The sequence below is a fragment of the Klenkia sp. AC732 genome (genome assembly GCF_979256525.1).
The window spans coordinates 47218-72919 of sequence record NZ_CEEDOS010000010.1 but is presented as its reverse complement, the minus strand read 5'-3'; the positions used below and the strand labels follow the sequence as shown (position 1 = coordinate 72919).

Here is a 25702-nt window from a genome sequence, read left to right as displayed (position 1 = left end):
TGCGATGCTGCTGCCGTGCCCCCGGTCGACGACGTCCTCGCCACCCTGCCCGCGCACCGGCAGGAGCTCTTCCGGGCCCGCGTCGACCGGTGGCTCCCCGACCTGCTGGCCGGGCTCACCCCGCTCTACCCCGACCCGCAGGCCGTCGCCGACCGGCTGCTGGCCGCCGCCGCCGCGGCCTTCGCCGAGCGGGACGAGGAGCTGCACGCCCTGGACCTGCGCCGCACCCTGGCCCCGGACTGGTTCCAGCGGCCCGGGCTGGTGGGCTACGCCGCCTACGCCGACCGGTTCGCCGGAGACCTGGCCGCCGTCGCCGCGCGGGCCGGGTACCTGCAGGACCTCGGCGTCGGCTACCTGCACCTCATGCCGGTGCTCACCCCCGGCCCACCGCCCAACGACGGCGGGTACGCCGTCGCCGACTTCGGCGCCGTCCGCCCCGACCTGGGCACGACGGCCGACCTGCGGGCGCTGACCCGGGAGCTGCGCGGCCGCGGGATCAGCCTGTGCCTGGACCTGGTGCTCAACCACGTGGCCCGCGAGCACGCCTGGGCCCGGGCGGCCCGGGCCGGCGACCCGGCCGCGCGCGCCTTCTTCCACGTCTTCCCCGACCGGACCCTGCCCGACGCCCACGAGGCCACGCTGCCCGAGGTCTTCCCGGACCTCGCACCGGGCAGCTTCACCTTCGACGCCGAGCTCGACGGCTGGGTGTGGACGACGTTCAACAGCTACCAGTGGGACGTCGACTGGGCCAACCCCGACGTCTTCTGCGCCTACGCCGACGTGGTCCTGGACCTGGCCAACCACGGCGTCGAGGTGCTCCGGCTGGACGCGATCGCCTTCACCTGGAAGCGGCTGGGCACCGACTGCCAGAACCAGCCCGAGGTGCACGCGCTCACCCAGGCGCTGCGCACGGTGGCCCGGATCGCCTGCCCGGCGCTGCTGTTCAAGGCCGAGGCGATCGTCGGCCCGCGGGACCTGGTCGCCTACCTGGGCACCGGCGAGCACTGGGGGAAGGTCAGCGACCTGGCCTACCACAACGGGCTCATGGTCCAGGTGTGGTCGATGCTGGCCTCCCGTGACGCGGTGCTCGCCTCCCGGGCGCTGCAGGCGCTGCCGGTCCCGCCGTCCACGACGGCCTGGACCACCTACGTGCGCTGCCACGACGACATCGGCTGGGCGGTCGACGACGGCGACGCGGCCGCCGTCGGGCTGTCCGGCCCGGCGCACCGGGCCTTCCTCTCCGACTGGTACTCCGGGCAGTTCCCCGGCTCCTGGGCCCGCGGTCTGGTCTTCGGGGAGAACGAGGCCACCGGCGACCGGCGGATCTCCGGCACCGCCGCCTCCCTGGCCGGCCTGGGCGCCTGGGACCCGAACGCCGTGGCCCGGGTGCTGCTGGCGCACGCGGTGGTGTTCGGGTTCGGCGGCGTCCCGGTGCTGTGGTCCGGGGACGAGCTGGGCCTGCTGGACGACCCGCACTGGGCCGAGGAGGCCGGCCACGCCGAGGACAACCGGTGGGCCCACCGGCCCCGGCTGACCTGGACCCCCGACGGCACCCCCGCCCCGGACTCCCCGGCGATCGTCGCCGGGATCGCCGCCCTGACCCGGGCCCGGGCGACGCTGCCCCAGCTGCACGCCGCGTTCCCCGCCCAGGTGCTCGACCCGCGGGACCCGGCGGTGCTGCTGGTCGCCCGCCGGCACCCGCTCGGTGCCGTGCTCGGCGCCTACAACGCCGCGCCCGAGCCGCGGCACGTGCCGCTCGACGTGCTGACCGACCTGGGACTGGACCCCGCCACCGTCGTGGACCACCTGACCGGTGAGCGGCCCCGGGTCTCCGACGGTGCCGTCCAGCTCACCCCGTACCAGGCGGTCTGGCTGGTCACGCCGACCCGCGCTCAGCGGACCGGCGACAGCACCACCCCGCTGCCGAGGTCCTTGGCGTAGAGGTCGCGCAGCCGGTTGCCGTCGCTGGGCAGCAGCGCCTGGGACGTCGTCAGCAGCACCAGGTCACCGGTCACCGGCAGCACCCGGCCGTACTCGGCCGTCGTCACCGCGCCGGTCGGACCGGTGGTCGGCCGCCCGGCGGCGTCGGCGGTCACCAGGGTGAGCGCACCGGTGTCCAGGTCCCGCCGGGCCACGTCGGTGTGCCCGTTGGTGTCGGCGGCACCGAGCGGCGCGGTCGTGGAGAAGAACGCGTACCGGCCGGTGGGGTCCAGCCCGACCTGGTGCTCCCAGCTGCCGGTCTGCCCGGTGCCCAGCGGGTCCAGCGCCCCGGTGACGGTGTCCTTGCGGTACGCCAGCCCCGTCGACCAGCTGGTCCCCGGCGCGGCCGGCTTGGCCGCCGTCACCAGGACCACGTACCGGCCGTCGTCGGAGACCGCGACGTCACCGGCGTCCCGGTAGACCGCGACCTCCGTCGTCCGCCCGGCCGCGACCACGGTGGAGACGACGACCGCCTCGCCGGCTCCGGGCCCGCTCAGCGTCTTGCGGTAGAGCACCAGCGGGCCGCTGGAGCTGGTCGCCGGGAAGACCACGGTGCGCCCGTCCGGGGTCAGCGCCAGCGCGGGCCCGGTCGCGGTGCGCGGCAGGTCGGTGCCGGTCACCGTCGTCGAGACCCGGGTGACGGCGCCGGTGGAGGGCCGCTTGGCGTAGACGTCGACGGCGCCGTTGGTGTCCCGGGGTCCCAGGTCGGCCCGGGCGGAGTAGAAGACGACCAGGTCGCCGTCGGCGCTCATCGCCACCGTCGGGCTGGTGGCCGCGACCGACGCGCCGGACTGCAGCACGGTGCCGGCCACGGTGGGGCTCACCGTCCCGGCCACCGGGACGCTGACCAGCGACCAGGTCCGGGTGCGCAGGTCGAGCCGGTAGACGTCGGCGAGCCGGTTGGTGTCGGCCGGGACCAGCGCCGCGGTGGTGGCCAGGGCGACGTAGCGGCCGTCGTCGCTGACCGCCGGGGCTGCGGTGTTGGTCGGGTCCGAGGCCCCGGTGGCGGTGGCCGGCAGCGGCGCGATGCGGGTCGCCGTCCCGGCGGTGCGGTCCAGCAGGTACAGCTCGTAGGCGGAGTTGGTGTCCGCGGGGTCCAGCTGCGCCCGGGTGCCGACCACGACGAACCGGCCGTCCCGGCTCGCCGCCAGCCCGCCGGTCTCCCCGGAGCCCAGCGTCGGCACGGTGGTGGCCACCGGGACGACGGTGACCGCGACGGACTCCGCGGAGGCGTTCCCGGTGCCGTCGACCGCGACCACGGTGAACCGGTACGGGGTGCCGTTCACCAGACCGCTCACGGTGGCGGTCGTCCCGGTCACGGTGGCGACGACGACGCCGTCCTGCAGCACCCGGTAGGAGGCGAGGTCGGCGTCGCCCACCGGCTGCCAGGACACCGTGGCCGTGGCGTCCCCGGCCCGCCCGGCGACGCCGGCGGGCACCGCGGGGGCGGTGGTGTCGTGGGGGGTGACGGTGACGGCGGCCGACGCGGGGGACACGTTGCCGTGCCCGTCGACGGCGACCACGGTGAACGTCACCGCCGTGGGCTCCAGGCCGGTGAGCAGCACCGAGGTGCCCTGCGAGGTGGCGACGACGACGCCGTCGCGCAGCACCCGGTGCTCGACGACGTCCACGGCGGTGGGCGGCGCCCAGCTGACGGTCGCCCGCCGCTCCCCGGGGGTCGCCACGACGTCGACCGGGGCCGGCGGCGCGGTCAGGTCCGTCGGGGTGGCGTCGGCGGGGGCGGACTCGGGCGAGCGGTTCCCGTGGGTGTCGACGGCGACGACGGTGTACCGGTACGCGGTGTCGTTGGTCAGCGCCGGGTCGGCGTGGGACGGGGCGGTGACGGTGGCGACCTCGACGCCGTCGCGCAGCACCCGGTAGGAGGCCAGGTCCGGCTCGGTGGCCGCCGCCCAGGTCAGGTCGACCCGGCCGTCCCCACGGGTGGCGGTCAGCCCGGTCGGGGCGGCCGGCGCGGTGAGGTCGGTCGGGGTGGCCGGCACCGCCGGGTCGGAGGTGGCGGAGACGTTGCCGTGGTTGTCGACCGCGGAGATGGCGTAGCGGTACGTGGTGTCGTTGGTCAGCCCGGTGTCGGCCAGCGTCGTGGTGCCGGCCGGGACCGTGGCCAGCACCACGCCGTCCCGGTGGAGGCGGTAGGACGCCAGGTCCGGCTCCGGGCTCGCCGCCCAGGCCAGGTCGACGCGGCCGTCCCCGCGGACGGCGACCAGCCCGGTGGGCACTGCCGGCGCGGTCAGGTCCGTCGGGGTGGCCGGCACCTCGGGGGCCGACGCCGCGGACCGGTTGCCGTGGGTGTCGACGGCGACCAGGGAGTACCGGTGGGTCGTGTCGTTGGTCAGCCCGGCGTCGACGAAGGCGGGGGTGGTGACCGTGGCGACCTCGACGCCGTCGCGCAGCACCCGGTAGGAGGCCAGGTCGGGCTCGGTGGCGGCCGCCCAGGACAACGTCACCCGACTGTCCCCCCGCCCGGCGGTCAGCCCGGTCGGCGGGGCCGGCGGGGTGAGGTCGGTGGGCGTGGCGGACACGGCCGGCGCGGAGGCCGGCGAGGCGTTGCCGTGGGTGTCGACCGCGGTGATCGTGTACCGGTACGTGGTGTCGTTGGTCAGCCCGACGTCGGCCAGCGAGGTCGCCGGCGCGGCGACCGTGGTGAGCAGGACACCGTCGCGCTGGACCCGGTAGCCGGCCAGGTCGGGCTCGGTGTTCGCGCTCCAGGCCAGGTCGACCTGACCGTCCCCGCGGGTGGCGGTCAGCCCGGTGGGCACCGCCGGCGCGGTCAGGTCGGTCGGCGTCGCGGCCACCGGGGGCGCGGACGCCGCCGAGCGGTTGCCGTGGGTGTCCACCGCCACCAGGGCGTACCGGTAGACCGTGTCGTTGGTCAGCCCGCCGTCCACGTAGGCCGGGGTGGTCCGGGTGGCGACCTCGACGCCGTCGCGCAGCACCCGGTAGGAGGCCAGGTCGGGCTCGGTGGCGGCCGTCCAGGACAGCGTCACCCGGCCGTCGCCGCGGACCGCGGTCAGGCCGGTGGGCACCGCGGGCGGGGTCAGGTCGGTCGGGGTCGCGGACACCGCGGGGGCCGACGCAGGCGACCGGTTGCCGTGGGTGTCCACCGCGACCAGCGTGTAGGTGTAGGTCGTGTCGTTGACTAGCCCGGTGTCCACGGTGGTGGTCGTCCCGGTCACCGTGGCGACCTCGGTCCCGTTGCGCAGCAGCCGGTAGGAGCCCAGGTCGGGCTCGGTGGCGGCCGTCCAGGACAGCGTCACCCGGCCGTCGCCGCGGACCGCGGTCAGCCCGGTGGGCGCCGCGGGTGCTGTCAGGTCCGTCGGGGTCGCCGACACGGCGGGCGACGAGACCGCCGACCACTGCCGGCTCACGTCGACGGCCTGCACGGTGTAGCTGTACGCGCGGTCGTTGACGAGGCCGGTGTCGACGAAGGTGCGGGGGCCGGTGACCGTCGGGCTGACGACCACGCCGTCGCGCAGGACGCGGTAGCCGGCCAGGTCGGTCTCGGTGTTGGCCGCCCAGGAGACGGTGACCCGGTTCTCCCCGCGTGCCGCGGTGACTCCGGTCGGTGCGGCGGGGGCGAGACCGTCCTGGGGGTACGCGGAGGCCGTGGTGGCGACCGTGCCGGTGGCCGACGCCAGGTTCAGGAACCCGTAACGGGTCTGGGTGACCACCTCGACGGTGTAGTCCGTGCCGTTGGTCAGCCCGGTGAAGGCCGGGGCGGCCACGGTCCCCGTCGAGGTGGCGTCGGCGCCGTTCACGGTGATGGAGGTGGACCCCAGCCGGACCAGGTAGCCGCTGCGGTTCGGCTCGCTGGACGCCGTCCAGCTGATCGTGGTGAACCGGCGGTCCCCGACCGTGATCTGCACGTTCGACGGCGGGAGCGGGTCGGCGTCACTGACCGTGGCCAGCGCCGGGCTGTCGACCGGCACGGCTCGCTGCGCCGGACCGACGGTGAGCAGCACGGCGCCCAGCAGCAGCAGTGCGACAGCGGCTCGCGCCGTCCGCAGTCGTCGGCCCGTCGTCTGGTCCACGTGGAACACCCCTCGTCCGGACTGCCCACCGGAGGGTCGTCCGGAGTTCAGGTCGGCACAGGGTCGGAATAGTTGAGTCCGGACCTGTTTTGTTGATTTCTCAAGTACAACGGCCTAGGGTGCACCCGTGACCTCGATCTTCGACCCGCAGGTGCCCGCCGGGGCGTTCGACGACTTCCTCGTCGACGCCCTGCCGGCCGCGCGTGAGCAGCGCTCCTGGACCGACGGGGACGACGCCCTGCCGAGCCTCTACCTCAGCCACGGCGCGCCCCCGCTGTTCGACGACGGCCCGTGGATGCGCGACCTGCACACCTGGGCGCTGTCGATGCCCAAGCCCAAGGACGTGCTGATCATCAGCGCGCACTGGGAGTCGGCGCCGCTGTCGCTGTCCGGGTCGGCCGCGGGCACCCCGCTGGTCTACGACTTCGGCGGCTTCGCCCGCCGCTACCACGAGATGGAGTACCGGACACCGGACGCCTCAGCACTGGCCCGCCGGGTCGCCGCGGCCATGCCGGACTCCGAGCCGGTGTACGAGCACCGCTCCCGCGGCCTGGACCACGGCGCCTGGGTGCCGCTGAAGGTCATGTACCCCCTGGGCGACGTCCCGGTGCTGCAGATGAGCCTGCCCACCCACGACCCGCACCGGCTGCTGGACCTGGGCCGCCGGGTCCGCGAGCTCCGCGAGGAGGGCACCCTGGTCATCGGCTCGGGGTTCATGACCCACGGCCTGCCGTTCCTCACCCGGGAGTCCGTCACCAGCGGCACCGTGCCGTCCTGGTCCGCGGACTTCGACGCCTGGGCCGCCGACGCCCTGGCCCGCGGGGACGTCGAGGGCCTGGCCGACTACGCGGCCCAGGCCCCGGGCCTGCCCTACGCCCACCCCACGGTGGAGCACTTCACCCCGCTGTTCGTCACCCTGGGCGCTGCCGCGGACCCCGAGCAGCCGGTCACCACCACCGTCGAGGGCTGGATGATGGGCCTGTCCAAGCGCTCCTTCCAGATCGCCTGAGCGGAGGGTGGGGGCGCAGGTCTGCTGCGCCCCCACCCTCCGCCCCGCCCGCCCTCAGAAGCGGAAGCGGCCGACGGTGGTGCGCAGGTCGTCCGCCATCCGGGACAGCTCGTCCACGGCGACCCGGGTCTGCCCCAGCGCCTGGGTGGTGGCCCCGGCGGCGGAGTTGACCCCGACGATGTTGGCGGCGATCTCGGTCGAGCCGCTGGCCGCCTCGGCCACGCTGCGCGACATCTCGTTCGTCGTCGCCGTCTGCTCCTCCACCGCGCTGGCGATGGTCAGCTGGTAGTCGTTGATCGACCCGATGGTCACCGAGATCCGGCCGATGGCCTGGACCGCAGCGGCGGTGTCGCCCTGGATGGCCTCGACCCGGCGGGCGATGTCCTCGGTGGCGCGGGCCGTCTCCTGGGCCAGCTCCTTGACCTCGTTCGCGACCACGGCGAAGCCCTTGCCGGCCTCACCGGCGCGGGCGGCCTCGATGGTGGCGTTGAGGGCCAGCAGGTTGGTCTGCTCCGCGATGGACGTGATCACCTTGACCACGTCCCCGATCTCCTTGGAGCTGTCGCCCAGCCGGACGACGGTGGCGTTGGTGGCCTCGGCCTCGGTGACGGCGGTGCCGGCGACCCGGACCGCCTCGTTGGCGCTCTGCGCGATCTCGCGGATCGACGCGCTCATCTCCTCGGCGCCGGCGGCGACGGTGGCCACGTTGCGGGAGACCTCGTCGGCAGCACCGGACACTACCCCGGACTGCACGGACGTCGCCTCCGCGGAGACGGCGATCTGGGCACTGGAGCCCGACAGCTGCTGGCCGGAGGCGGCGACCGCGTCGGCGGCGGCGGCCACCTGGCCCACCAGGGTGCGCAGCGAGGACTGGGCGCGCTCCAGGGCGGCACCCATCCGGCCGATCTCGTCGTCGGAGCGGACGTCGGGGCTGACCGTGAGGTCGCCCCCGGCGAGGGCCTCGAGGGCCTTGTGCACCCGCCCGACGGGACGGGTGATGGACAGCAGCGTCGTCCGGCCGACCCAGCCGATCACCAGCAGACCGGCCAGTGCGACGGCGACCGCGGTCCAGCCGGTGGTCGCCGTGGTGGCGGTCAGCGCCGCCCCGGCGGCGGCGACCTCGGCGGCCAGCGCGTCCTTGGCGGTGCCGACGGCGTCGTCGGTGACGTCGTTGGCGGTCTGCACGTCGGCCCAGCGGGAGCGGGTGCCCTCCTGGTCGGCGACGGCGTCGTCGACGAAGGCGCCGATGTCGGCCACGTAGGTCTCGAAGGCGCCGGTCAGGCCGGCGACGGCGGCAGCGCTGTCCCCGGTGAGCGGGACCTCGGCCAGCTGGGCGAGCAGGTCGGTCACCTGCCCCTGGTCGTCGACGACGTCGGCCTGCTGGGCGGCGGGGTCCTCACGGACGAGGGCCTTGTAGCCGTCGACCTTGAGCTCGCTGGCCCGGGTGTCGAGCTGCAGGACCAGGGTCTGCGCGGTCGACAGCTGCTCCAGGCGGCTGGTCTCCTCCGAGATGCGCGCGTTGCCGACGAGCAGGGTGCCCACGAGGGCGCCGACGGCGGCCAGGACGACGGCGAGCAGGACGGCGGCCTTGGTGCGCAGGGAGCGGTGGGCGAGGCCCCGGCGGGCGTGGGCGGGGACAGCGGTGTCGGGCACGGGGGGACTCCTGAGGACGGGCAGGCGGCCGGTGGTCTCCGGCACCACGCGTCACTTCGGCCCCAGCAGTCCCGGTATCGCGCCGTTCCGTTGCGTCGTCACCGAACTGCTGCCCGGGAGGCGGGTCACCGTCCGCGGGACGTCGACACGGCGACCGCCCCGCACCCACGGCAGAGGGGCCGGGCAGCGTCTGCTGCCCGGCCCCTCTGATCGTGCTGTGCTGCGTCGGTGCTGCGTCCGTGCTGCTCAGGCGCCCGTCGGTGAGGACTTGACCCCGAGGACGGGGCACTCGACGTCGAGCAGGATGCGCTGCGCGGCCGAGCCCATGAGCAGCTTGCCGACCGCCGACCGCTTCTTCAGCCCGATGACCAGCAGCTCGGCCCCGGTCTCCTCGACCACCGCGGTGAGCTCCTCGGAGACGTCCCGGCCGCGGACCGGCTGGCGCACCTCGGCGCGCACCCCGGAGGCGGTGAGCTCCTCGTGCAGGTCCAGCAGCGCCTGGCCCTGCAGGAAGTCCGAGTCCACCAGGGCGTCCCCGCGGGAGCTGTTGACCACCACGAGCAGCGCGTCCCGGCGACGGGCCTCGACGAGAGCGTGGTCGAGCGCTGCGCGCCCGCGGGCATTGGGGACGTACCCCACGACGACGACGGCCATGGCCTGATCCTCTCCCATCACTGGTCCTTGCCCGACGTGACGCTGCGCTCGTCACGGTGCTCCAGGTGCCCGTCGGCCTGGACCTCCTCGGGCGTGGCCCGCCGGCCCTTGACCAGGCGCAGCACGAACGGCCCGACCAGCGCGAGCAGCGCCAGCAGCAGCACGACGCGGCTGAACCAGGTGTCGACCAGCACGCCCAGGTCGCCGTCGCTGATGGCCAGCGCGCGACGCAGGTTGTTCTCCGCGATCGGGCCCAGGATCAGCCCGATGACCGCCGGGGCGACCGGCCAGCCGAAGCGCCGCATGACGAACCCGAGCAGGCCCAGCACCATGAGGATGACCAGGTCCAGCGGGTCGGCGTTGACCGCGAAGGAGCCCAGCGAGGCGAAGACCAGGATGCCGGCGTACAGGTAGGGCCTGGGGATCTTCAGCAGCTTCACCCACACGCCGACCAGCGGCAGGTTCAGCACCAGCAGCATGACGTTGCCGATGAACAACGAGGCGATCAGCGCCCAGACCAGCGGGCCCTCGGTGGTCAGCAGCGTCGGGCCGGGCTGGATGCCGTAGCCCTGGAACGCGGCCAGGATGATCGCCGCGGTGGCCGAGGTGGGCAGGCCCAGGGTCAGCAGCGGCACCAGCACACCCGCGGCGGCCGCGTTGTTGGCCGCCTCCGGCCCGGCGACGCCCTCGATGGCGCCCTTGCCGAACTCCTCGGGGTGCTTGGTGAGCTTGCGCTCGGTCGCGTAGGACAGGAACGTCGGGATCTCGGCGCCACCGGCGGGCAGCGCACCGAACGGGAACCCGAACGCCGTCCCGCGCAGCCAGGGCTTCCAGGACCGGGCGAAGTCCTGCTTGGTCATCCAGCTGCCCTTGTGGTCGATGACCTGGACGGCGCCCTTGCGCAGCCGGCTGGCCACGAACAGCGACTCGCCCACCGCGAACAGCGCCACCGCGACCACCACGACGTCGATGCCGTCGGACAGCTGCGGGATGCCCAGGGTGAACCGCTCCTGGCCGGTGATCACGTCGGTGCCGACCAGGCCCAGGTACAGCCCCAGGCACAGCGAGGCCAGCCCGCGCAGCGGGGAGGACCCCAGCACCGTGGCGACGGCGACGAAGGCGATGACGGCGAGGGCGAAGTAGTCCGCCGCGGTGATCCCGATGGCCAGGTCGACCACGGTCGGGGCCACCAGCGCCAGCAGCAGGGTGGCGATCGTGCCGGCCACGAAGGAGCCGATGGCGGCCGTGGCCAGGGCTGCCGAGCCCCGCCCGGCCTTGGCCATCTTGTTGCCCTCGAGCGCGGTCATGATCGAGCTGGACTCACCGGGGGTGTTCAGCAGGATCGACGTCGTCGACCCGCCGTACATGCCGCCGTAGTAGATCCCGGCGAACATGATCAGCGCCGCGGTCGGCTCCAGCACGTAGGTGGCCGGCAGCAGCAGCGCCACGGTCATCGCCGGGCCGATGCCCGGCAGCACGCCGACCGCCGTGCCCAGGACCACGCCCAGCAGCGCGAAGAGCAGGTTGACCGGCGTGATCGCGTCGGCGAACCCGCCCAGCAGTGCGTCGAAGCCCATCAGAACCAACTCGTCACGAACTCGAGGACCGTGCCGCCGGGCAGCGCCACGTTGAGGGCCTTCACGAACACGACCCAGGCGATGCAGCCCACGGCCAGGCCGATGAGGAAGGGCCGGACGATGCCGACCGCCCCCAGCGCCCAGGCGACCGCGGCGAACATCAGCGCCACCGCCAGCGGCCAGCCGATGACGTTGATCAGCAGCGCGTGGGCCAGGAAGGCCACCGCGATGACGGCGACGGCGCGCCAGTCGGTCGGGGCGTCGGGGTCGACGTCCTCGCTGTCGTCGGAGGCCGCCCGGTCACCGCGGAGCACCCGCAGGGCCAGCAGCGCACCGGTGGCCACGGTCAGCCCGCCCACCAGGTAGGGGAAGAACCGCGGGCCCAGGGTGTTCGTCGACCCCGGGACGGCGATCGCCCCGGCGTCGACCAGCAGGTAGACGCCCAGGGCGGCCAGCAGCAGGGCCAGCACCAGCTCGCCGGTGTTGCGGGCGGTGGTGCGGGGCTCGGTGCCCGCGCTCGCGTTCGTGCTCAATGGCCCTGCTGGACGGTCCATCTCGCTGGCGCTCACTGGCTCTGCTGGACGGTCCATCTCGCTGGCGCTCACTGGATCAACCCGATCTCGGTCAGGACCTGGCGCACGCGGGTCTCCTCCTCGGCGAGGAAGTCGCCGTACTCGTCGCCGGTCATGAAGGTGTCCAGCCAGCCGTTGGTGTCCAGCGCCTCCGCCCACTCGTCGGTGTCGTGGGCCTCGGTGACCAGCGCGATCAGGTCCTCGCGGGCGCTGTCGCTCATGCCCGGCCGGGCCATCAGGCCGCGCCAGTTGGTGACCTCGACGTCGTAGCCGCTCTCCAGGATCGTGGGCACGTCGGGCACCTGGTTGGACCGCTCCGCGGTGGACACGGCGATGCCCCGCAGGTCACCGGACTGCACCTGCGGGCCGTAGTCGGCGGTGCCGGAGATGCCGGCCGCGACCTGGTTGCCCAGCAGCGCCGCCAGGGACTCCCCACCGCCGGAGTAGGCGATGTAGTTGACCTCGATCGGGTCGATGCCCACCGCCTGGGCCAGCAGCCCAGCCAGGATCTGGTCGGTGCCACCGGCCGAGCCGCCGGCGATCGGGGTGCCGCGGGGGTCCGCGGCCCAGCCCTGCACGAAGTCCTCGAGCGTCTCGTACGGCGACTCCGCCGGGACGACGATCAGCTCGGTCTCGGCGATCAGCTGGGCGATCGGGGTGACGTCGGTGAGCCGGGTGGTCGAGTCGTTGGTGTCGATGGCCCCGACCATGACCAGGCCCATCATCATCAGCAGGGCGTCGTCGTCCTCACGGGCGAGCTGGCCCAGGCCGATGGTGCCGCCGGCGCCCTCGACGTTGAACACCTGCACGTTGCGGGCGACGCCGGTCTGCTGGACGACCCGCTGCAGGGTGCGGGCGGTGGTGTCCCACCCGCCGCCCGGGCTGGCCGGGACCATCATGCGCAGGCGGGACAGGTCACCGGGTGAGACGACGGTGCCGGCACAGGCCGACAGGGCGGACAGGGCCGGCAGCGCGAGCGCTCCGGCGAGGAATCCTCTTCGGGTCAGCTGCACGGAAGGTGCACCCCCGACGCTGGGGAGACGGCGATCACGTCACGGGACGCTAGGGGTGCGCGCGACCCACGTCACACGATCGGCGCTGTCCCTTGGTTACACAACCACCGCACAGCGGGCCCGGGCTCAGTCCAGCCAGGTCAGCAGCGGGTCCCGAACGACGTCGGCGAGGCGGGCGTAGCCGGCGGCCAGCGGGTGCACGCCGTCCCCGGCGCGGACCGAAGAGGCCCAAGTGTCGTCGTCGGCGAGCCCGGCGGCGACGTCGACGAAGGGCACCGAGCACTCCTCGCACACCTGCGCCATCCCCAGCGACAGGTCGATCGCGCGGGCGGTCTGCGCCGGGTCCAGCGAGGGCGGCGGGCCGACCACGAAGGTGGCCCAGCCGGAGGCCCAGGCGTCGTCGAGCAGGTCGGTGAGGACGGCGAGGGTGCGCTCGTGCGGCACCCGCGGCCGACCGGCGGGCGCCGAGACGTCGTTGGCCCCGAAGGACAGCACCACCCGCCCGTCGTCGCCGTCGCGCAACCGGGCGGCGACCTCGGCGTGGAAGCGGCGCGCCACGTCCAGCGAGGTCTCCCGGCGGACGCCCAGCTCGTAGGCCGTCAGCGCCGTCCCGCTCGCCCGGGCCTCCGCGACCAGCGGCCGCACCCAGCCCGACCCGGTCTCGTCCCCGGTGCCGGCGGTGAAGGAGTCGCCGACGAAGCACACGCGCAGGTCCCTGGCCACGCGCGCAGTCTGCCGCCTCCCCGTGACGGCGAGGTGACGCGCTGCTGCGAGCTCAGAGCGCTGCGGGCTCGGAGACGCTGCGGGCTCAGACGGCCAGGGCAGTCGCGAGCCGCTCCAGCAGGGCCCGCACGGAGTCCAGGTCGGCGACCCGGTGCTGCGCGGCCGTCGTCCCGGCGCCGACCTTGACCGTGACGTCCTCCCGGCCCAGGGCGGTGAAGGCGTCCTCGTCGGTGACGTCGTCGCCCAGGTAGAGGACGGCGTCGGCGCCCAGCTCGTCGCGCAGCCGGACCAGCGCGGTGCCCTTGTCGGCCGCGGTGAGCGCCAGCTCCATGACGTCCTTGCCGGGCTTGCGGGTGACCTCGGGCTCGGCGGCCGCGTCCGCGGCGGCCAGCAGCGCGCCGGCCGCGTCCCGGTCGGGCACCGTGCGCACGTGCACGGCGACGGCGGCCGGCTTGACCTCCAGCCGCGCCCCGGGCACGCGCTCCACCAGCGGTCCGACAGCCGCGACCAGCCGGTCCCGCGCGGCCAGCACCGCGGGGTCCAGGTCGCCGTCGAACTCGGCGCCGTGGCTGCCCACCCACCGGTAGGGGCCGGTGAAGCCGCTGGTGGCCCGCAGGTCGGCGACGCCGCGGCCGCTGACCAGCGCGACGGTGACACCCTCCGCGCCGGCCAGGCGGGCCAGCAGGTCCGCCGCCCACGGCTCGGGGCCGGCGGCCTGCGGGTCGTCGGCCAGCGCGGACAGCACGCCGTCGTAGTCGCTGGCCAGCAGCAGCGGTCGCCGCAGGGCCAGCACGTCCAGCGCGTCCTCCAGGTGGAGCCCCAGCTCGGTGGTCACGCCTGCGCCTCCAGGGCGTCGAAGAAGGAGTTCGCCCAGTGGTCCAGGTCGTGCTTGAGCAGGTACCGGCGCATCGCCTTCATGGCCTTGGCCGACTCGGCGGGGTCGGCCCGCAGCGCGCGCAGCAGCGCCTTCTTCACGCCGTCCTTGTCGTGCGGGTTGACCAGGTAGGCCTGCTTGAGCTCGGCGGCGGCCCCGGCGAACTCGCTGAGCACCAGGGTGCCGGCGTTGTCGCTGCGGGCGGCGACGTACTCCTTGGCGACCAGGTTCATGCCGTCCCGGTACGGCGTCACGAGCATGACGTCGGCGGCCCGGTACAGGGCGGCGAGCTCCTCGCGCGGCATCGACTGGTTGAAGTAGTGCACGGCCGGCCCCGACGTGGAGCCGAAGACGCCGTTGATGTGGCCGACCTGCTGCTCGATCGTCTCGCGCATCGTCACGTAGTGCTCGACCCGCTCACGGCTGGGCGTGGCCACCTGCATGAAGACCGTGGACGGCGCCTCGACCTGCTCGTCCTCCAGCAGCTCCAGGAAGACCTCGAGCCGGACGCTGATCCCCTTGGTGTAGTCCAGCCGGTCGACCCCCAGCACCATCTTCTCGGGGTTGCCGAGCTCCCGGCGGATCTCCGCGGCCCGCTCCAGCACCGCCGGCGTGCGGGCCAGCTCGTCGAACGCGGCGACGTCGATGGAGATCGGGAAGGCCCGGGCGGTGACGGTGCGCCCGTCGTAGTCGATCGTGCTGCCGCGGGTGGGCAGGTCGTGCAGCCGCTTGGCCAGCTGGACGAAGTTGGTGGCTGCGGCCGGCATCTGGAAGCCGATCAGGTCCGCGCCCAGCAGGCCCTCGACGATCGCGTTGCGCCACGGCAGCTGGGTGAACAGCTCGTAGGGCGGGAACGGGATGTGCAGGAAGAACCCGATCGTCAGGTCCGGGCGCAGCTGGCGCAGCATCGCCGGGACCAGCTGCAGCTGGTAGTCGTGCACCCAGACGATCGCGCCCTCGGCGGCGACCTCGGCGGCCTTCTCGGCGAACCGGCGGTTGACCTGCACGTAGCTGTTCCACCAGGTCCGGTGGTACTCCGGCTTCTCGACCACGTCGTGGTACAGCGGCCACAGCGAGGCGTTGGAGAAGCCCTCGTAGTACTGGTCGACGTCGTCCTCGCTCAGCGCGACCGGGACCAGCTGCATCCCACCGGACTCGAAGGGCTCGGGAGCGTCACCGGAGGACCCCGACCAGCCCACCCACGCACCACCGCGCCCGGCCACGAACGGCTCCAGGGCGGTGACCAGGCCACCGGGGCTGCGGGTCCAGCTGACCGACCCGTCCGGGGCCACCACCTGGTCCACGGGCAGCCGGTTGGCGACGACGACGACGGGGCTCTCGGACTTCTGCTCAGCTGCCATACCGACCCCGACCCTACTGAGCGCCCGCGTCGGTCGCAGGTCAGCGGACGATCACGTACCCGATCGTCGCCGCACCGACGCCCAGCAGCAACGAGCCGGTCAGGTACACCAGCGCCCGGCCGACCCGCCGTCCCTCCACCAGCCGGACGACGTCGTACCCGTAGGTGGAGAAGGTGGTGAGCGTCCCGCAGAAGCCGGTGCCGACCAGTGCCACCACCGCGGGGGACAGGTCCCGCGCGCCGACGACGAGGCCCAGCGCCAGGCTGCCCACGACGTTCACGACCAGGATCCCCACGACGCTGCCCGCGCCCCGCCACCGCACGGCCAGCCGGTCCGCGGCGAGGCGGACCGGGGCACCGACCAGCGCGCCCAGCACCACCCACAGCGCCGTCACGACCGGCCCTCCCCGGCCTCCGCCACACCGGGACGGCCGACCGCCGCCCGCCCCAGGACCAGCCCGACCACCACGGCGGCCAGGCCGCCCACCACGCTGGCCAGCAGGTACCCGACCGCCACCGGCCAGCGGCCGGCGTCGGCGAGCTGGACGGCGTCCACGGCCAGGGCGGAGAACGTCGTGTAGCCGCCGAGCACCCCGGTCGCCAGGAACGGCCGCAGCCACGGGTGCCCCGGCGCCCGGGCCAGCAGCACCGCCAGCAGCAGGCCGATGAGCAGGCAGCCGGTCACGTTCACCGTCACGGTCGCCCACGGCCACGCGCCCGGGTCGTGCGGCAGCCCGCGCCCCACCGCCCACCGGGCCAGCGCCCCCAGGGCACCGCCGGCGGCCACCACCCCGTAGGTCCGCACGGTGCGGCAGCATGCCACCGAGGAGCCCGCGCCCCGCTTCGGCATGGGATCCCTCGCATACGGCGGGAGCGTTCAGCGGTATGCGAGGGATCCCATGCCGGGGCGAGGCGGGGCGACACCGCGAGGAGAGGACGGCACCGTGGCCGGACCGTTGCAGGGAGTACGCGTCGTGGAGTTCGCCGGGCTGGGCCCGGGCCCGTTCTGCGGGATGCTGCTGGCCGACCTGGGCGCCGACGTCGTCCGGATCGACCGGCGCAGCGCCTCGACCGGGCTGGTCGGTTCGATGGGGGCGACGTCGCTGCTGGACCGCGGCAAGCGCTCGATCGCCCTGGACCTCAAGGACGACGCCGACCTGACCGTCGTCCGGGCGCTGGTCGAGCGGGCCGACGTGCTGCTGGAGGGCTTCCGGCCCGGCGTCATGGAGCGGCTGGGCCTGGGCCCGGAGCCGGCGCACGCGCTGAACCCGCGGCTGGTCTACGGCCGGATGACCGGCTGGGGCCAGACCGGCCCGCTGGCGCACAGCGCCGGGCACGACATCGGCTACATCGCGCTCACCGGCGCACTGGGCGCCTCCGGGCGGCCCGACGAGCGACCGGCTCCGCCGGTCAACCTGCTCGGCGACTTCGGCGGTGGCGGGGTCTTCCTGGCCCTGGGCGTCGTCGCCGGCGTCCTGCACGCCCGGACGACGGGGCAGGGCCAGGTCGTGGACGCCGCCATCGTCGACGGCACCGCCGTCCTCACCACGATGCTGCACGGGATGCTGGACACCGGGGCGTGGACCGACGCCCGCGGGGTGAACCTGCTCGACACCGGGGCGCCGTTCTACGACGTGTACCGCTGCGCCGACGGGCAGTTCCTGGCCGTCGGCGCGCTGGAGGAGCAGTTCTACGCCGCGCTGCTCACCGGTCTGGGCCTGGCCGACGACGCCACGCTGCCCGACCGGGCGGACCCGGCCGCCTGGCCGGCGCTGCGCGAGCGGTTCACCGAGGTCTTCGCCGGCCGGACCCGGGACGAGTGGTGGCGGGTGTTCGCCGGCACGGACGCGTGCGTGGCGCCGGTCTGGTCACTGCTGGAGGCCACCGCGGACGAGCACAACCGGGAGCGCGGGGTGTTCGTCGAGGTGGAGGGCCGGGTGCAGCCCGCCGTCGCCCCGCGGTTCTCGGCGACCCCGGGGTCGGTGGGGTCGATCCCGGCCGTGGGCGAGCACGACGCCGAGGTCCGGGCCGAGCTGGGCCTGTGAGGGGACACCTGCCGGGCGGCGGATCGGCCACCGCCCGGCAGGGGGTCTCGCGTCGGCCTCAGGCGGGGGAGAGGGCGGCCAGCGCCTTGTCCGCGTGCTTGCCGAACCGGAACTCGCTCTTGAAGACGTCGCGGACCAGTCCGTCGGTCCCGATCACGTAGGTGTGCCGCTTGACCGGCGCCGCGGTCATGTTCCGCTTGGTGCCGTAGGCCTCGCAGACCGCGCCGTCGACGTCGGCCAGCAGCGGGTAGTCGAAGCCGTTGCCCTCGGCGAAGGCCTTCTGCTTCTCCACGGAGTCCCGGCTGACGCCGATGCGCTGGGCGCCGACGGCAGCGAAGCGGGAGGCCTCGTCGCGCACGGTGCACATCTCGGTGGTGCAGCCCGAGGAGGACGCCAGCGGGTAGAAGAAGAGCACCACCGGGCCGTCGGCCAGCATCGTGGACAACCGCCGGGGCGTGCCGTCCTGGTCGGGCAGCTCGAAATCAGGGGCCACGTCACCGCGCTTCATGTCCGGCGTTCGTGCCCGGGCCGAGATCGGTTCAGGTTCCACGTGGAACTGCTGCGCACGGTCAGCGCAGCGAGCGCTGCTCCTGGTGCGTCCGGGGGCCGACGACGCTGCCGGGCTCCTCGCAGAGCCGCGCGGCCACGTGCTCCCGGGCGGCCTCACCGAGCCGGGCCGACAGCGCCGTCCAGGTGTCGCAGGCCTCCTGGCCGGGCCAGTCGGCGGGCTTGAGCTCCACGGGAAGGAAGGGGTCCCGGCCCACCGCGACCGTGAACGCGTGCAGCGAGCGCAGGTGGGCGCGCAGCGCGGCGGCACCCGTCGGGCGGGGGGCCTCCAGCTGGGCTCGGAAGCCGGCGGTCAGCTCCCGCCAGCCCGCCGCCAGACCGTCGAGGTCCCAGCAGCGGTGGGCGAGCTCCAGGTCGGTGGCCGGCATGTCGGCGTCGGCCATCTGCGCCCGCAGCACGTCGAGGCGGGCGAAGGGCTCGGTGGCCAGCTCCGCACGGACCTCGTCCAGCGCGGCCTCCTGCGGGGAGATCCACGTCGCCGGGCCCAGCATCCCGAAGCCGTGCCGGCCCAGCGTGCGCCGGACCCGCTCCCGCGTGGCCCGCTCGGTCTCGGGCACCGTGTAGATGACCATCCGCCACAGCCCGTCCCAGGGCTGCAGGCGCTGCTCGAGGCGCTCGGCCGCCCGCATCCGCACGGCCCGGAGCTGGTCGGTGGGCGTGTACAGCGTCTCCCGCCCGCAGCGGCTGGCCGCGAAGACGCCCTCGCGGCGCAGCCCGGCCATCGCGACCCGGGTGGTGGGCTCCGCGACCTCGAGGTCCTCCAGCAGGCCGACGAGGACCTGCAGCCGGACCGGCTCGCGGGTGATCCGGTCGACGTGGGAGTCGAAGAGGTCCCCCACGAGGTCCTTGACGGTCATGTCGTGAGTCTCCCTCACCACCCCCCGCCCGGTCAGCCCTCGGCGCCGGTACGAGACCGTTTCGTAGTCGGAGCGACCGCCGGTGGTCCGGGGCACGCTGGGATGATGACCCGGTGACCACCGCCCGAGGACGCCGATGATCCCGGCTCTGGTGGTCGCCGCGACCGTGGCGGCCCTCGTCGTCGCCGCCCTGGGCGGTCTGTCGACGGTGCTGCGCCGGCGCACCGGGCTGGCCCACCTCGTCGCCGCCGGGGTCCTGCAGCTGGTGCTCCTGGTCCAGCTCGCGTTCGTCCTCGTCGGCCTGGCCCTCGGTGAGCGGCCGCCGGAGACCGCGACGTTCCTCGCCTACCTGTTCAGCGTCGTCCTCGTCCCGGTCGCGGGCGTGCTGTGGTCCCGCTCCGAGCCGACCCGCTGGGCCGGCACCGTGCTGGCCGTCGCCGGCCTCGTGGTCGCGGTCATGGTGTGGCGGCTGCTGCAGCTGTGGGAGGCCACCGGTGCCTGACCGCCTGGGCGCACCCGCCACCGGCCCGGCCGACGGCTCCACCTCCACCGGCCCCGGCCGGGTCCTGGTGGCCCTCTACGGCACCTTCGCCCTGGCCGCGGGTGCCCGTGCCGCCGTCCAGCTGGCCACCCAGTTCGACGAGGCCCCGCTGGCCTACCTGCTGTCCGCGTTCTCCGCCGTGGTCTACCTGGTGGCCACCGTCGGGCTGGCCCGCGGCGGCCGGTCGGGACGCCGCACCGCCGTCGTCGCGTGCCTGGTGGAGCTGGTCGGCGTCCTCGTCGTCGGCACCCTGTCGCTGGCCGACCGGCAGGCCTTCCCCGACGCCACCGTGTGGTCGGGCTTCGGGCAGGGCTACGGCTTCATCCCCCTCGTGCTCCCGCTGCTGGGTCTGCTGTGGCTGCGCCACCTGCGCGAGCTGGACCGGGACGCCGAGTCCGACCGGGACGCCGAGCCGGGCCCGGACGGAGCAGCGGAACGGGAGCGTCCCAGCTGACGCCGTCCCGTGGTGCGCAACAGACACCCCGGATAGGCTGTGTCGGTGCCGCCTGAGCGCGACGACACGCGGGACGACGCCGCGACGATCCCCCCGGAAGCCGCAGCAGTGGTCTCCGGTGCCTCGGCGTCCGCTGACGAAGCCGGTGGTGAGCGCGGCCGGCAGGCCGACATCGTCGGTGCGGCCAACGCCGCCGTCCACTCCACCGAGCACACCGGCCGCAGCGCCACCTCGGCCCTGCCCGGGGTGCTGTCCGACGTCCCGGTCGCCGTGCTGGTCATCGACCAGAACGAGGGCACGGTCGTCTACGCCAACACCGCCGCCGTCGAGCTGGCCGGCAGCGTGGGCCTGCCGCTGCCGATCGACGAGTGGGGCGCCTCGGCCGGCCTGACCGACCTCACCGGCGCCCCGCTGGCCAGCACCAGCAGCCCGCTGTCCGAGGTCGCCGGCGGCCGCCCGGTCGTCGGCGAGGCCGTCCGGCTGCTCCCGCACCGCAGCTCCGACGCCGACCGGGCCGACGCCGCGGACGAGGTCGACGGCCAGACCCTCTGGGTCACCGGCTTCCCGCTCTCCCAGGACGGCGACGGCGACCGGCTGGCCCTCGTGGTCTTCCTGCAGGTCGACGCCGGCGCCTCCGGCGACGACCCGGAGGCCCAGCTGCAGGCCCTCCGGGACCGTGCCGTGGTCGCCACCGACATCTGCTTCACCATCACCGACCCGCGGCAGCCCGACGACCCGCTGGTCTGGGTGAACCCCTCCTTCGGCCGGGTCACCGGCTACTCCTACGAGGACTCGGTGGGCCGCAACTGCCGCTTCCTGCAGGGGCCGGCGACCTCCGAGGCCTCGGTGGCGGCGATCCGGGCGGCCCTGCGCGAGCAGCGGCCGATCACCGAGACGCTGCTGAACTACCGCAAGGACGGCACGGCCTTCTGGAACCAGCTGTCCATCAGCCCGGTCTTCGACGGCCAGGGCGAGCTGGTCAGCTTCGTCGGCGTGCAGACCGACGTCACCGAGCGGGTCCGGGTCGAGGGCGAGCGGGAGGCCGCCTTCGCCGCCGAGCAGGCCGCCCGCCGGGAGGCCGAGACCGCGCAGGCCATCGCCGAGCAGGCCCGCGCCGACGCCGAGCGGGCGCAGGCCGAGGCCGAGATCGCGCAGAGCCGGCTGGCCCTGATGGCCGAGGCCACCAGCACGCTGTCGGCGACGCTGGAGATGACCGAGCTGTTGGACCGCCTCGCCGGGCTGTGCGTGCCGCTGCTGGCCGACTGGGTCTTCATCACCCTCGTCGACCCCTACGGCGACGTCCGGGAGACCGCCGCGCGGCACCGGGACGGGATGGCCGAGGAGCTGCGCCAGTTCAGCAACCTGCACGCCATGCACCTGCCCGAGGGCTCCCCGAGCCGGCAGGCACTGGAGGGCTCCAAGCCGGTGCACGTGCCCGAGATGACCGCCGAGCGGATGGGCGCGATCTTCACCCACCCCTCGACCGAGGCGCTGTTCCGCAAGCTGGGCGGCACCTCGGTGCTGACCGTGCCGATGGTCGCCCGCCGCCGCACGCTGGGCGCGATGGCGCTGGTGATGACCAGCACGGACCGGGCCTTCGCCCGCGAGGACGTCGAGTTGGCCGATGACCTGTCCCGCCGCGCCGCGCTGGCCATGGACAACGTGCGGCTCTACCAGCAGGAGCACGAGGTCGCCGAGACCCTGCAGCGCTCCCTGCTGCCGCAGCTGCCGACGATCCCGCGGATCGCCTCGGCCGCGCACTACGTCAGCGCCTCCACCGCCGCCGACGTGGGCGGGGACTTCTACGACCTGCTGCAGCTGCCCGACGGCACCATCGGCATCGCCATCGGCGACGTCGTCGGGCACGACGTGGCCGCGGCGGCCGCGATGGGCCACCTCCGCGGGCTGCTGCGCGCCTGCGTCTGGGAGCCCACCGACCCCGACCCGGGTGCCGTGCTGGGCCGGGTCGACCGGCTGGTGCAGGGCCTGCACGTGGCCTCGATGGCCACGATGGCCTACGTGCGGGCCACCCCGCCCGAGGGCGAGGGCCGGCCGTGGACGCTGAGCGTGGCGAACGCCGGACACCCGCCGCTGCTGCTGCGCCGTCCCGACGGCGGTGTCGACGTGCTCGACGGCGTCAGCGGGCTGCTGGTCGGGGTGGACACCGGGTCCAGCCGGGAGTCCCTGCACCTGGAGGTGCCGGTCGGGTCGACCCTGCTGGGCTACACCGACGGGCTCATCGAGCACCCCGGCGCCGACCTGGACGAGGGCATCGCCACCCTGGTGGAGCGGCTGCGCGCCGCTCCGGTGGGCGCCTCGCCGGCCGACCTCTGCGACCACGCCGTCGCCGCCGAGCTGGACCGCCGCGACGACGTCGCGGTCATCGCCGTCCGCTTCGACTGACCGGCCGCCCTACGGCCACGGCGGGAGGGCGGGGTCAGACCCCGGGCGGCGGGACGACGGCGGCCTGCAGGCCGTAGGCGCCGCGGTGGAAGACCAGCGGGGTGCGCTCGGCGGTGGCGCCCAGGTCCAGCACCCGGCCCACGACGATGGTGTGGTCCCCGCCGTCGTACTCCGACCACAGCTCGCAGTCGATCCAGGCCACCACGCCGTCGAGCACCGGGGAGCCGTGCGCGCTGGGCGACCAGGTGACCCCGGCGTACTTGTCCGTGCCGGAGCGGGCGAACGCGGAGGACAGCGCGGTCTGGTCGTCGGCGAGCACGTTGACGCAGAACCGGCCGATGTCGCGCAGCCGGGGCCAGGTGGTCGACGTCCGGGCGGGGGCGAAGGCGACCAGCGGCGGGTCCAGGCTCAGCGAGGAGAACGACTGGCAGGTGAAGCCGATGGGGCCGTCCGCGGCGATGGCGGTGACCACGGTGATGCCCGAGGCGAAGTGGCCCAGCACGTCCCGCATCACCCGGGGGTCGACGATCTCGGCCGGCGTCTGCTCGCTCATGCCCTCGATCCCACCACCTCGGGCGGGAACACACCGCGTGGGGCGTTGCGACCTCCGGCACGCAGCAGCGAGCTGGGCAGCTCCCGGCCGACCGCCTCGGCGGTGACCCGGCCGGCCGCGAGCACCGCGTCCAGGTCGATCCCGGTGGCCACGCCGGCGTCCTCGAGCCAGTAGACGAGCTCCTCGGTGGCGATGTTGCCGCTGGCGCCGGGGGCGAACGGGCAGCCGCCCAGCCCGCCCACCGAGGAGTCCAGCTGGGTGACCCCGGCCTGCACGGCGGCCAGCGCGTTGGCCTGCCCGGTGCCGCGGGTGTCGTGGAAGTGCACGCCCAACGGGACGCCGGGGGTGGCCCGGCGGACCTCGTCGAGCAACCGGACCACCCGCAGCGGCGTCGTCGTCCCGATGGTGTCGCCCAGGCACAGGGCGTCGGCGCCGGCGGTCACCGCGGCCCGGGTGACGTCGACGGTGCGGTCCAGCGGGGTGCGCCCGTCGAAGGGGCAGTCCCAGGCCGTGGCGACGATGACCTCCAGGCTGCCGCCGGCGCCGTGCGCCAGGGCCGCGATGTCGGAGACGGCGCCGACGGCCTCGGAGGTGGACCGGCCGGCGTTGGCCCGGCTGTGGCTGTCCGCGGCGCTGACCACGTACTCCAGGTCGGCGATGCCGGCGTCCACCGCGCGCTGGGCGCCGCGCGTGTTGGCCACCAGCGCGGAGAAGTGGACGCCCTCGAAGCGGTGCAGCTCGGCGGCCACCTGGTCGGCGTCGGCCAGCGCCGGGACCGCCTTCGGGGAGACGAACGACGTCACCTCGATGCGGCGGACCCCGGTCGCGACCAGCGCCTCCAGCATCGCGAGCTTGGCGGCCAGCGGGACCGGCGCCTCCAGCTGGAGGCCGTCGCGCATGCCGACCTCCCGGACGTCGACGGCCGTGGGCAGCACCAGCTCGAAGTCGTTCACCCCCCGATCATGCACCGCCCACGTTGAACATCCAGGGGGTGCCGAAGCGGTCGGTGCAGGCGCCGTACTCGTCGCCCCACATCTGCTTCTCCAGCGGCGTCTGGACCGTGCCGCCCTCCGACAGCTGCGCCCACCAGCCGCGCAGCTTCTCGGTGTCCGTGCCGCTGATGCACACCGTCATGCCGGCGGCCGCCTCGAAGCCCATGCCGGGGCCGGTGTCGGCACCCATCAGCCGGATGCCGTCGGGGGTCTCCAGCTGGCCGTGCATGACCCGCTGGGCGTCGGGGCCCTCCATGCCGAACTCGGCGAAGGTGTTGAGCACCAGCTCGCCGCCCAGCACGCGCTGGTAGGTCTCCATCGCCTCGCGGGCGGTGCCGTCGAAGGACAGGTAGGGGCACAGGTCGGCGGTCATCGGGCTCTCCTCGGGTCGGGTGTGCAGTGAGGACGCCGCGGACCGCGGGAACTCATCGCACCGGGCCACCGGGGACCAGCGCGGCCGCGTGGAACTCGACCTCCGCGGCCAGCACCGAGGTGTACCAGCGGTCCAGCTGCCCGTCGGTGACCTCCGGGCCCAGCGCGTCGACGTCGGCGGCCAGCGCGTCCACCTGGGCCAGGAACGGCGGCTGCGCGTGCAGGTCGACCCAGGCCTGCAGGTCCGGCTGCCGGGGGACGTCGACGCCGGCGGCCGCGGTGCACCAGCGGGCGTACATCGTCTCCGCGGCGTACATGCCGACCACGGCGGCGGCCCGGCCGCCCTCGGCGACCTGGGCCAGCACGACGTCGGCCAGCACCGCGGCCCGGGCCAGCACCGCCGGGGCCTCACCGGCGTCGACCGGGAACCGGCCGCGCAGCCCGGCGAAGTACTCCCGCTGGTCGGTGACCAGGTTGGTCAGCGACCGGGCGTGCGGCAGCAGCTCCTCCCAGGTCGGGGACTCCCAGACCACCCGGCCCAGCACCCGGGAGGCGGTGAGCACGAAGGCCTCCTCGACGAGCAGGTACCGGCCCAGGTCTGCCTCGGCCAGCGTCCCGTCGGTCACCTGCCGCACGAAGGGGATGCCGCAGGCCGCGTCCAGGGCGGCGGCCTGCCGCTCCAGCAGCGCCGCCGCCCGGCCGGTCACGCCCGGACCAGCCAGCGCACCAGCCCGTCGAACAGGTCCGTGTAGCCCGGCCACTGCTCGCAGAACGCCGGCGGCGCCCAGTGCGGGGAGCAGTCGGAGGTGAAGACGCCGGCCCGGCCCGAGCCGTAGGCGTCCACCGCGACCAGCGGGTCGTCCCCCACGAGCGCGGGGACGACGGCGCCGGGACGGGCCACCACCCGGTTGTAGCCCAGCAGCAGGGGCCAGTCCGCGCCGGCCCCGCCCAGGGCCGGGTGGTCGGCGTCGACGACGGTCGGGGTGACCCCGGCCGGGGCCTCCACCCGGTCGTCCTCGGGCAGCATCTCCACCGGCAGCACCTCGGCGATGGCGGTCTGCCGGAAGGCAGCGCGGGCCTGGAACCCGGAGAAGGACAGGTAGCCGCCGATCATCAGCAGCGCCCCGCCGGCCCCGACCCAGTCGCGCAGCGCGGCGAGCCGGTCGGCGCCCGGGGTGAACCGCTCGAAGACCTGGGGGGCCAGCTGGATGGAGTTGGCGCCGATGTCGGAGAGCACGACGAGGTCGTAGGCGTCCAGCGCCGCGGCGTCGTCGGGGAAGTCGGTGGGCACCAGGTGCGCGGGCAGGTGCACCACCTCGTGCCCGCGGGAGGTGAGGGCGTCGCGCAGCGGGCCGACACCCTCCACGTAGGAGTGCACGGAGAACTCGTCGACGCCCTTCACGTGCGTCGAGGTCGTCATCCAGCTCTCACCGGCGATCAGGATCCGGGCCACG

Annotated in this window: 24 protein-coding genes; 6 read left to right on the top strand and 18 right to left on the bottom strand. The window is 74.6% G+C overall.

The features are described 5' to 3' along the window. Positions 1 to 15 precede the first annotated feature (15 nt). Positions 16 to 1941 carry an alpha-amylase family protein gene (locus AC0IVP_RS06725; RefSeq protein WP_471755412.1) on the top strand — a complete coding sequence of 642 codons (1926 nt, stop codon included), beginning with the start codon at positions 16 to 18 and terminating at the stop codon, positions 1939 to 1941. Here AC0IVP_RS06725 and AC0IVP_RS06720 read toward each other — a convergent pair. Further along, a complete protein-coding gene (locus AC0IVP_RS06720; protein ID WP_471755410.1) occupies positions 1893 to 6029 on the bottom strand; it encodes a fibronectin type III domain-containing protein in 4137 nt (1378 codons plus the stop codon). The two genes, AC0IVP_RS06725 and AC0IVP_RS06720, sit on opposite strands and share 49 nt — an antisense overlap. A 127-nt stretch (positions 6030 to 6156) precedes the next feature. Between AC0IVP_RS06720 and AC0IVP_RS06715 the strand changes: the two genes are divergently transcribed. Further along, on the top strand, positions 6157 to 7038 hold the full coding sequence (locus AC0IVP_RS06715; RefSeq protein WP_056295933.1) for a dioxygenase family protein: 882 nt from the start codon (positions 6157 to 6159) through the stop codon (positions 7036 to 7038). Positions 7039 to 7092: 54 nt separating this feature from the next. Here the strand turns inward: AC0IVP_RS06715 and AC0IVP_RS06710 are convergent, their stop codons facing one another. The 10 genes from AC0IVP_RS06710 to crcB form a co-directional block, all read right to left on the bottom strand. Continuing rightward, on the bottom strand, positions 7093 to 8691 hold the full coding sequence (locus tag AC0IVP_RS06710) for a methyl-accepting chemotaxis protein (protein ID WP_471755408.1): 1599 nt from the start codon (positions 8689 to 8691) through the stop codon (positions 7093 to 7095). Positions 8692 to 8937: 246 nt separating this feature from the next. After that, positions 8938 to 9345 (bottom strand): universal stress protein, encoded by a 408-nt coding sequence (locus AC0IVP_RS06705; RefSeq protein ID WP_471755406.1) that lies wholly within the window; start codon positions 9343 to 9345, stop codon positions 8938 to 8940. A 17-nt stretch (positions 9346 to 9362) separates the two neighbouring features. Beyond that, positions 9363 to 10922, bottom strand: coding sequence for a tripartite tricarboxylate transporter permease (locus AC0IVP_RS06700; RefSeq protein ID WP_471755404.1), 1560 nt, complete (start codon positions 10920 to 10922; stop codon positions 9363 to 9365). Beyond that, positions 10922 to 11455, bottom strand: coding sequence for a tripartite tricarboxylate transporter TctB family protein (locus tag AC0IVP_RS06695; protein WP_471755402.1), 534 nt, complete (start codon positions 11453 to 11455; stop codon positions 10922 to 10924). The genes AC0IVP_RS06700 and AC0IVP_RS06695 overlap by 1 nt, the downstream gene beginning before the upstream one ends. A gap of 68 nt (positions 11456 to 11523) precedes the next feature. Next, entirely contained in the window at positions 11524 to 12507 is a 984-nt protein-coding gene (locus AC0IVP_RS06690) for a Bug family tripartite tricarboxylate transporter substrate binding protein (protein ID WP_056295951.1), read from the bottom strand. Positions 12508 to 12633: 126 nt separating this feature from the next. Continuing rightward, entirely contained in the window at positions 12634 to 13230 is a 597-nt protein-coding gene (locus AC0IVP_RS06685) for a GDSL-type esterase/lipase family protein (RefSeq protein WP_471755400.1), read from the bottom strand. A gap of 85 nt (positions 13231 to 13315) precedes the next feature. Continuing rightward, positions 13316 to 14065: a trehalose-phosphatase gene (gene otsB / locus AC0IVP_RS06680; protein WP_471755398.1), complete on the bottom strand. Its 750-nt coding sequence runs from the start codon at positions 14063 to 14065 to the stop codon at positions 13316 to 13318. Beyond that, complete coding sequence (locus AC0IVP_RS06675; RefSeq protein ID WP_056295961.1) at positions 14062 to 15465, bottom strand: alpha,alpha-trehalose-phosphate synthase (UDP-forming); 1404 nt, start codon at positions 15463 to 15465, stop codon at positions 14062 to 14064. Before AC0IVP_RS06675 ends, otsB begins: the two co-directional genes overlap by 4 nt. A 40-nt stretch (positions 15466 to 15505) precedes the next feature. Further along, positions 15506 to 15859 (bottom strand): fluoride efflux transporter FluC, encoded by a 354-nt coding sequence (locus AC0IVP_RS06670; protein WP_471755396.1) that lies wholly within the window; start codon positions 15857 to 15859, stop codon positions 15506 to 15508. Continuing rightward, a complete protein-coding gene (gene crcB, locus AC0IVP_RS06665; RefSeq protein WP_471755394.1) occupies positions 15856 to 16269 on the bottom strand; it encodes a fluoride efflux transporter CrcB in 414 nt (137 codons plus the stop codon). Before crcB ends, AC0IVP_RS06670 begins: the two co-directional genes overlap by 4 nt. Positions 16270 to 16408: 139 nt before the next feature. Between crcB and AC0IVP_RS06660 the strand changes: the two genes are divergently transcribed. Next, positions 16409 to 17509 (top strand): CaiB/BaiF CoA transferase family protein, encoded by a 1101-nt coding sequence (locus AC0IVP_RS06660; protein ID WP_235564801.1) that lies wholly within the window; start codon positions 16409 to 16411, stop codon positions 17507 to 17509. Positions 17510 to 17567: 58 nt separating this feature from the next. Here AC0IVP_RS06660 and AC0IVP_RS06655 read toward each other — a convergent pair whose 3' ends face one another. Then, a complete protein-coding gene (locus tag AC0IVP_RS06655; RefSeq protein ID WP_304438030.1) occupies positions 17568 to 18059 on the bottom strand; it encodes a peroxiredoxin in 492 nt (163 codons plus the stop codon). 19 nt (positions 18060 to 18078) lie between these two features. Continuing rightward, positions 18079 to 18933 carry a PaaX family transcriptional regulator gene (locus AC0IVP_RS06650; RefSeq protein ID WP_471755392.1) on the bottom strand — a complete coding sequence of 285 codons (855 nt, stop codon included), beginning with the start codon at positions 18931 to 18933 and terminating at the stop codon, positions 18079 to 18081. Between the two features lie 136 nt (positions 18934 to 19069). Here AC0IVP_RS06650 and AC0IVP_RS06645 point away from each other — a divergent pair, with 136 nt between their 5' ends. Genes AC0IVP_RS06645 through AC0IVP_RS06635 form a run of 3 tightly spaced genes read left to right on the top strand, consistent with a single transcriptional unit; the run spans position 19070 to position 22331 of the window. Beyond that, on the top strand, positions 19070 to 19435 hold the full coding sequence (locus AC0IVP_RS06645; RefSeq protein ID WP_056295974.1) for a hypothetical protein: 366 nt from the start codon (positions 19070 to 19072) through the stop codon (positions 19433 to 19435). After that, complete coding sequence (locus AC0IVP_RS06640; RefSeq protein ID WP_235564802.1) at positions 19428 to 19928, top strand: hypothetical protein; 501 nt, start codon at positions 19428 to 19430, stop codon at positions 19926 to 19928. Before AC0IVP_RS06645 ends, AC0IVP_RS06640 begins: the two co-directional genes overlap by 8 nt. 45 nt (positions 19929 to 19973) lie before the next feature. Further along, positions 19974 to 22331: a GAF domain-containing SpoIIE family protein phosphatase gene (locus AC0IVP_RS06635; protein WP_056296663.1), complete on the top strand. Its 2358-nt coding sequence runs from the start codon at positions 19974 to 19976 to the stop codon at positions 22329 to 22331. Positions 22332 to 22365: 34 nt separating this feature from the next. Here the strand turns inward: AC0IVP_RS06635 and AC0IVP_RS06630 are convergent, their stop codons facing one another. Genes AC0IVP_RS06630 through AC0IVP_RS06610 form a run of 5 tightly spaced genes read right to left on the bottom strand, consistent with a single transcriptional unit; the run spans position 22366 to position 25701 of the window. Continuing rightward, entirely contained in the window at positions 22366 to 22884 is a 519-nt protein-coding gene (locus tag AC0IVP_RS06630; protein WP_056295977.1) for a flavin reductase family protein, read from the bottom strand. Next, positions 22881 to 23837 (bottom strand): hydroxymethylglutaryl-CoA lyase, encoded by a 957-nt coding sequence (locus AC0IVP_RS06625; protein ID WP_471755390.1) that lies wholly within the window; start codon positions 23835 to 23837, stop codon positions 22881 to 22883. Before AC0IVP_RS06625 ends, AC0IVP_RS06630 begins: the two co-directional genes overlap by 4 nt. Before the next feature lie 7 nt (positions 23838 to 23844). Then, a complete protein-coding gene (locus AC0IVP_RS06620) occupies positions 23845 to 24249 on the bottom strand; it encodes a VOC family protein (RefSeq protein ID WP_056296669.1) in 405 nt (134 codons plus the stop codon). A 52-nt stretch (positions 24250 to 24301) separates the two neighbouring features. After that, on the bottom strand, positions 24302 to 24955 hold the full coding sequence (locus AC0IVP_RS06615) for a TenA family protein (protein ID WP_471755388.1): 654 nt from the start codon (positions 24953 to 24955) through the stop codon (positions 24302 to 24304). Further along, complete coding sequence (locus AC0IVP_RS06610; RefSeq protein ID WP_082556937.1) at positions 24952 to 25701, bottom strand: glutamine amidotransferase; 750 nt, start codon at positions 25699 to 25701, stop codon at positions 24952 to 24954. The genes AC0IVP_RS06615 and AC0IVP_RS06610 overlap by 4 nt, the downstream gene beginning before the upstream one ends. Position 25702 lies beyond the last annotated feature (1 nt).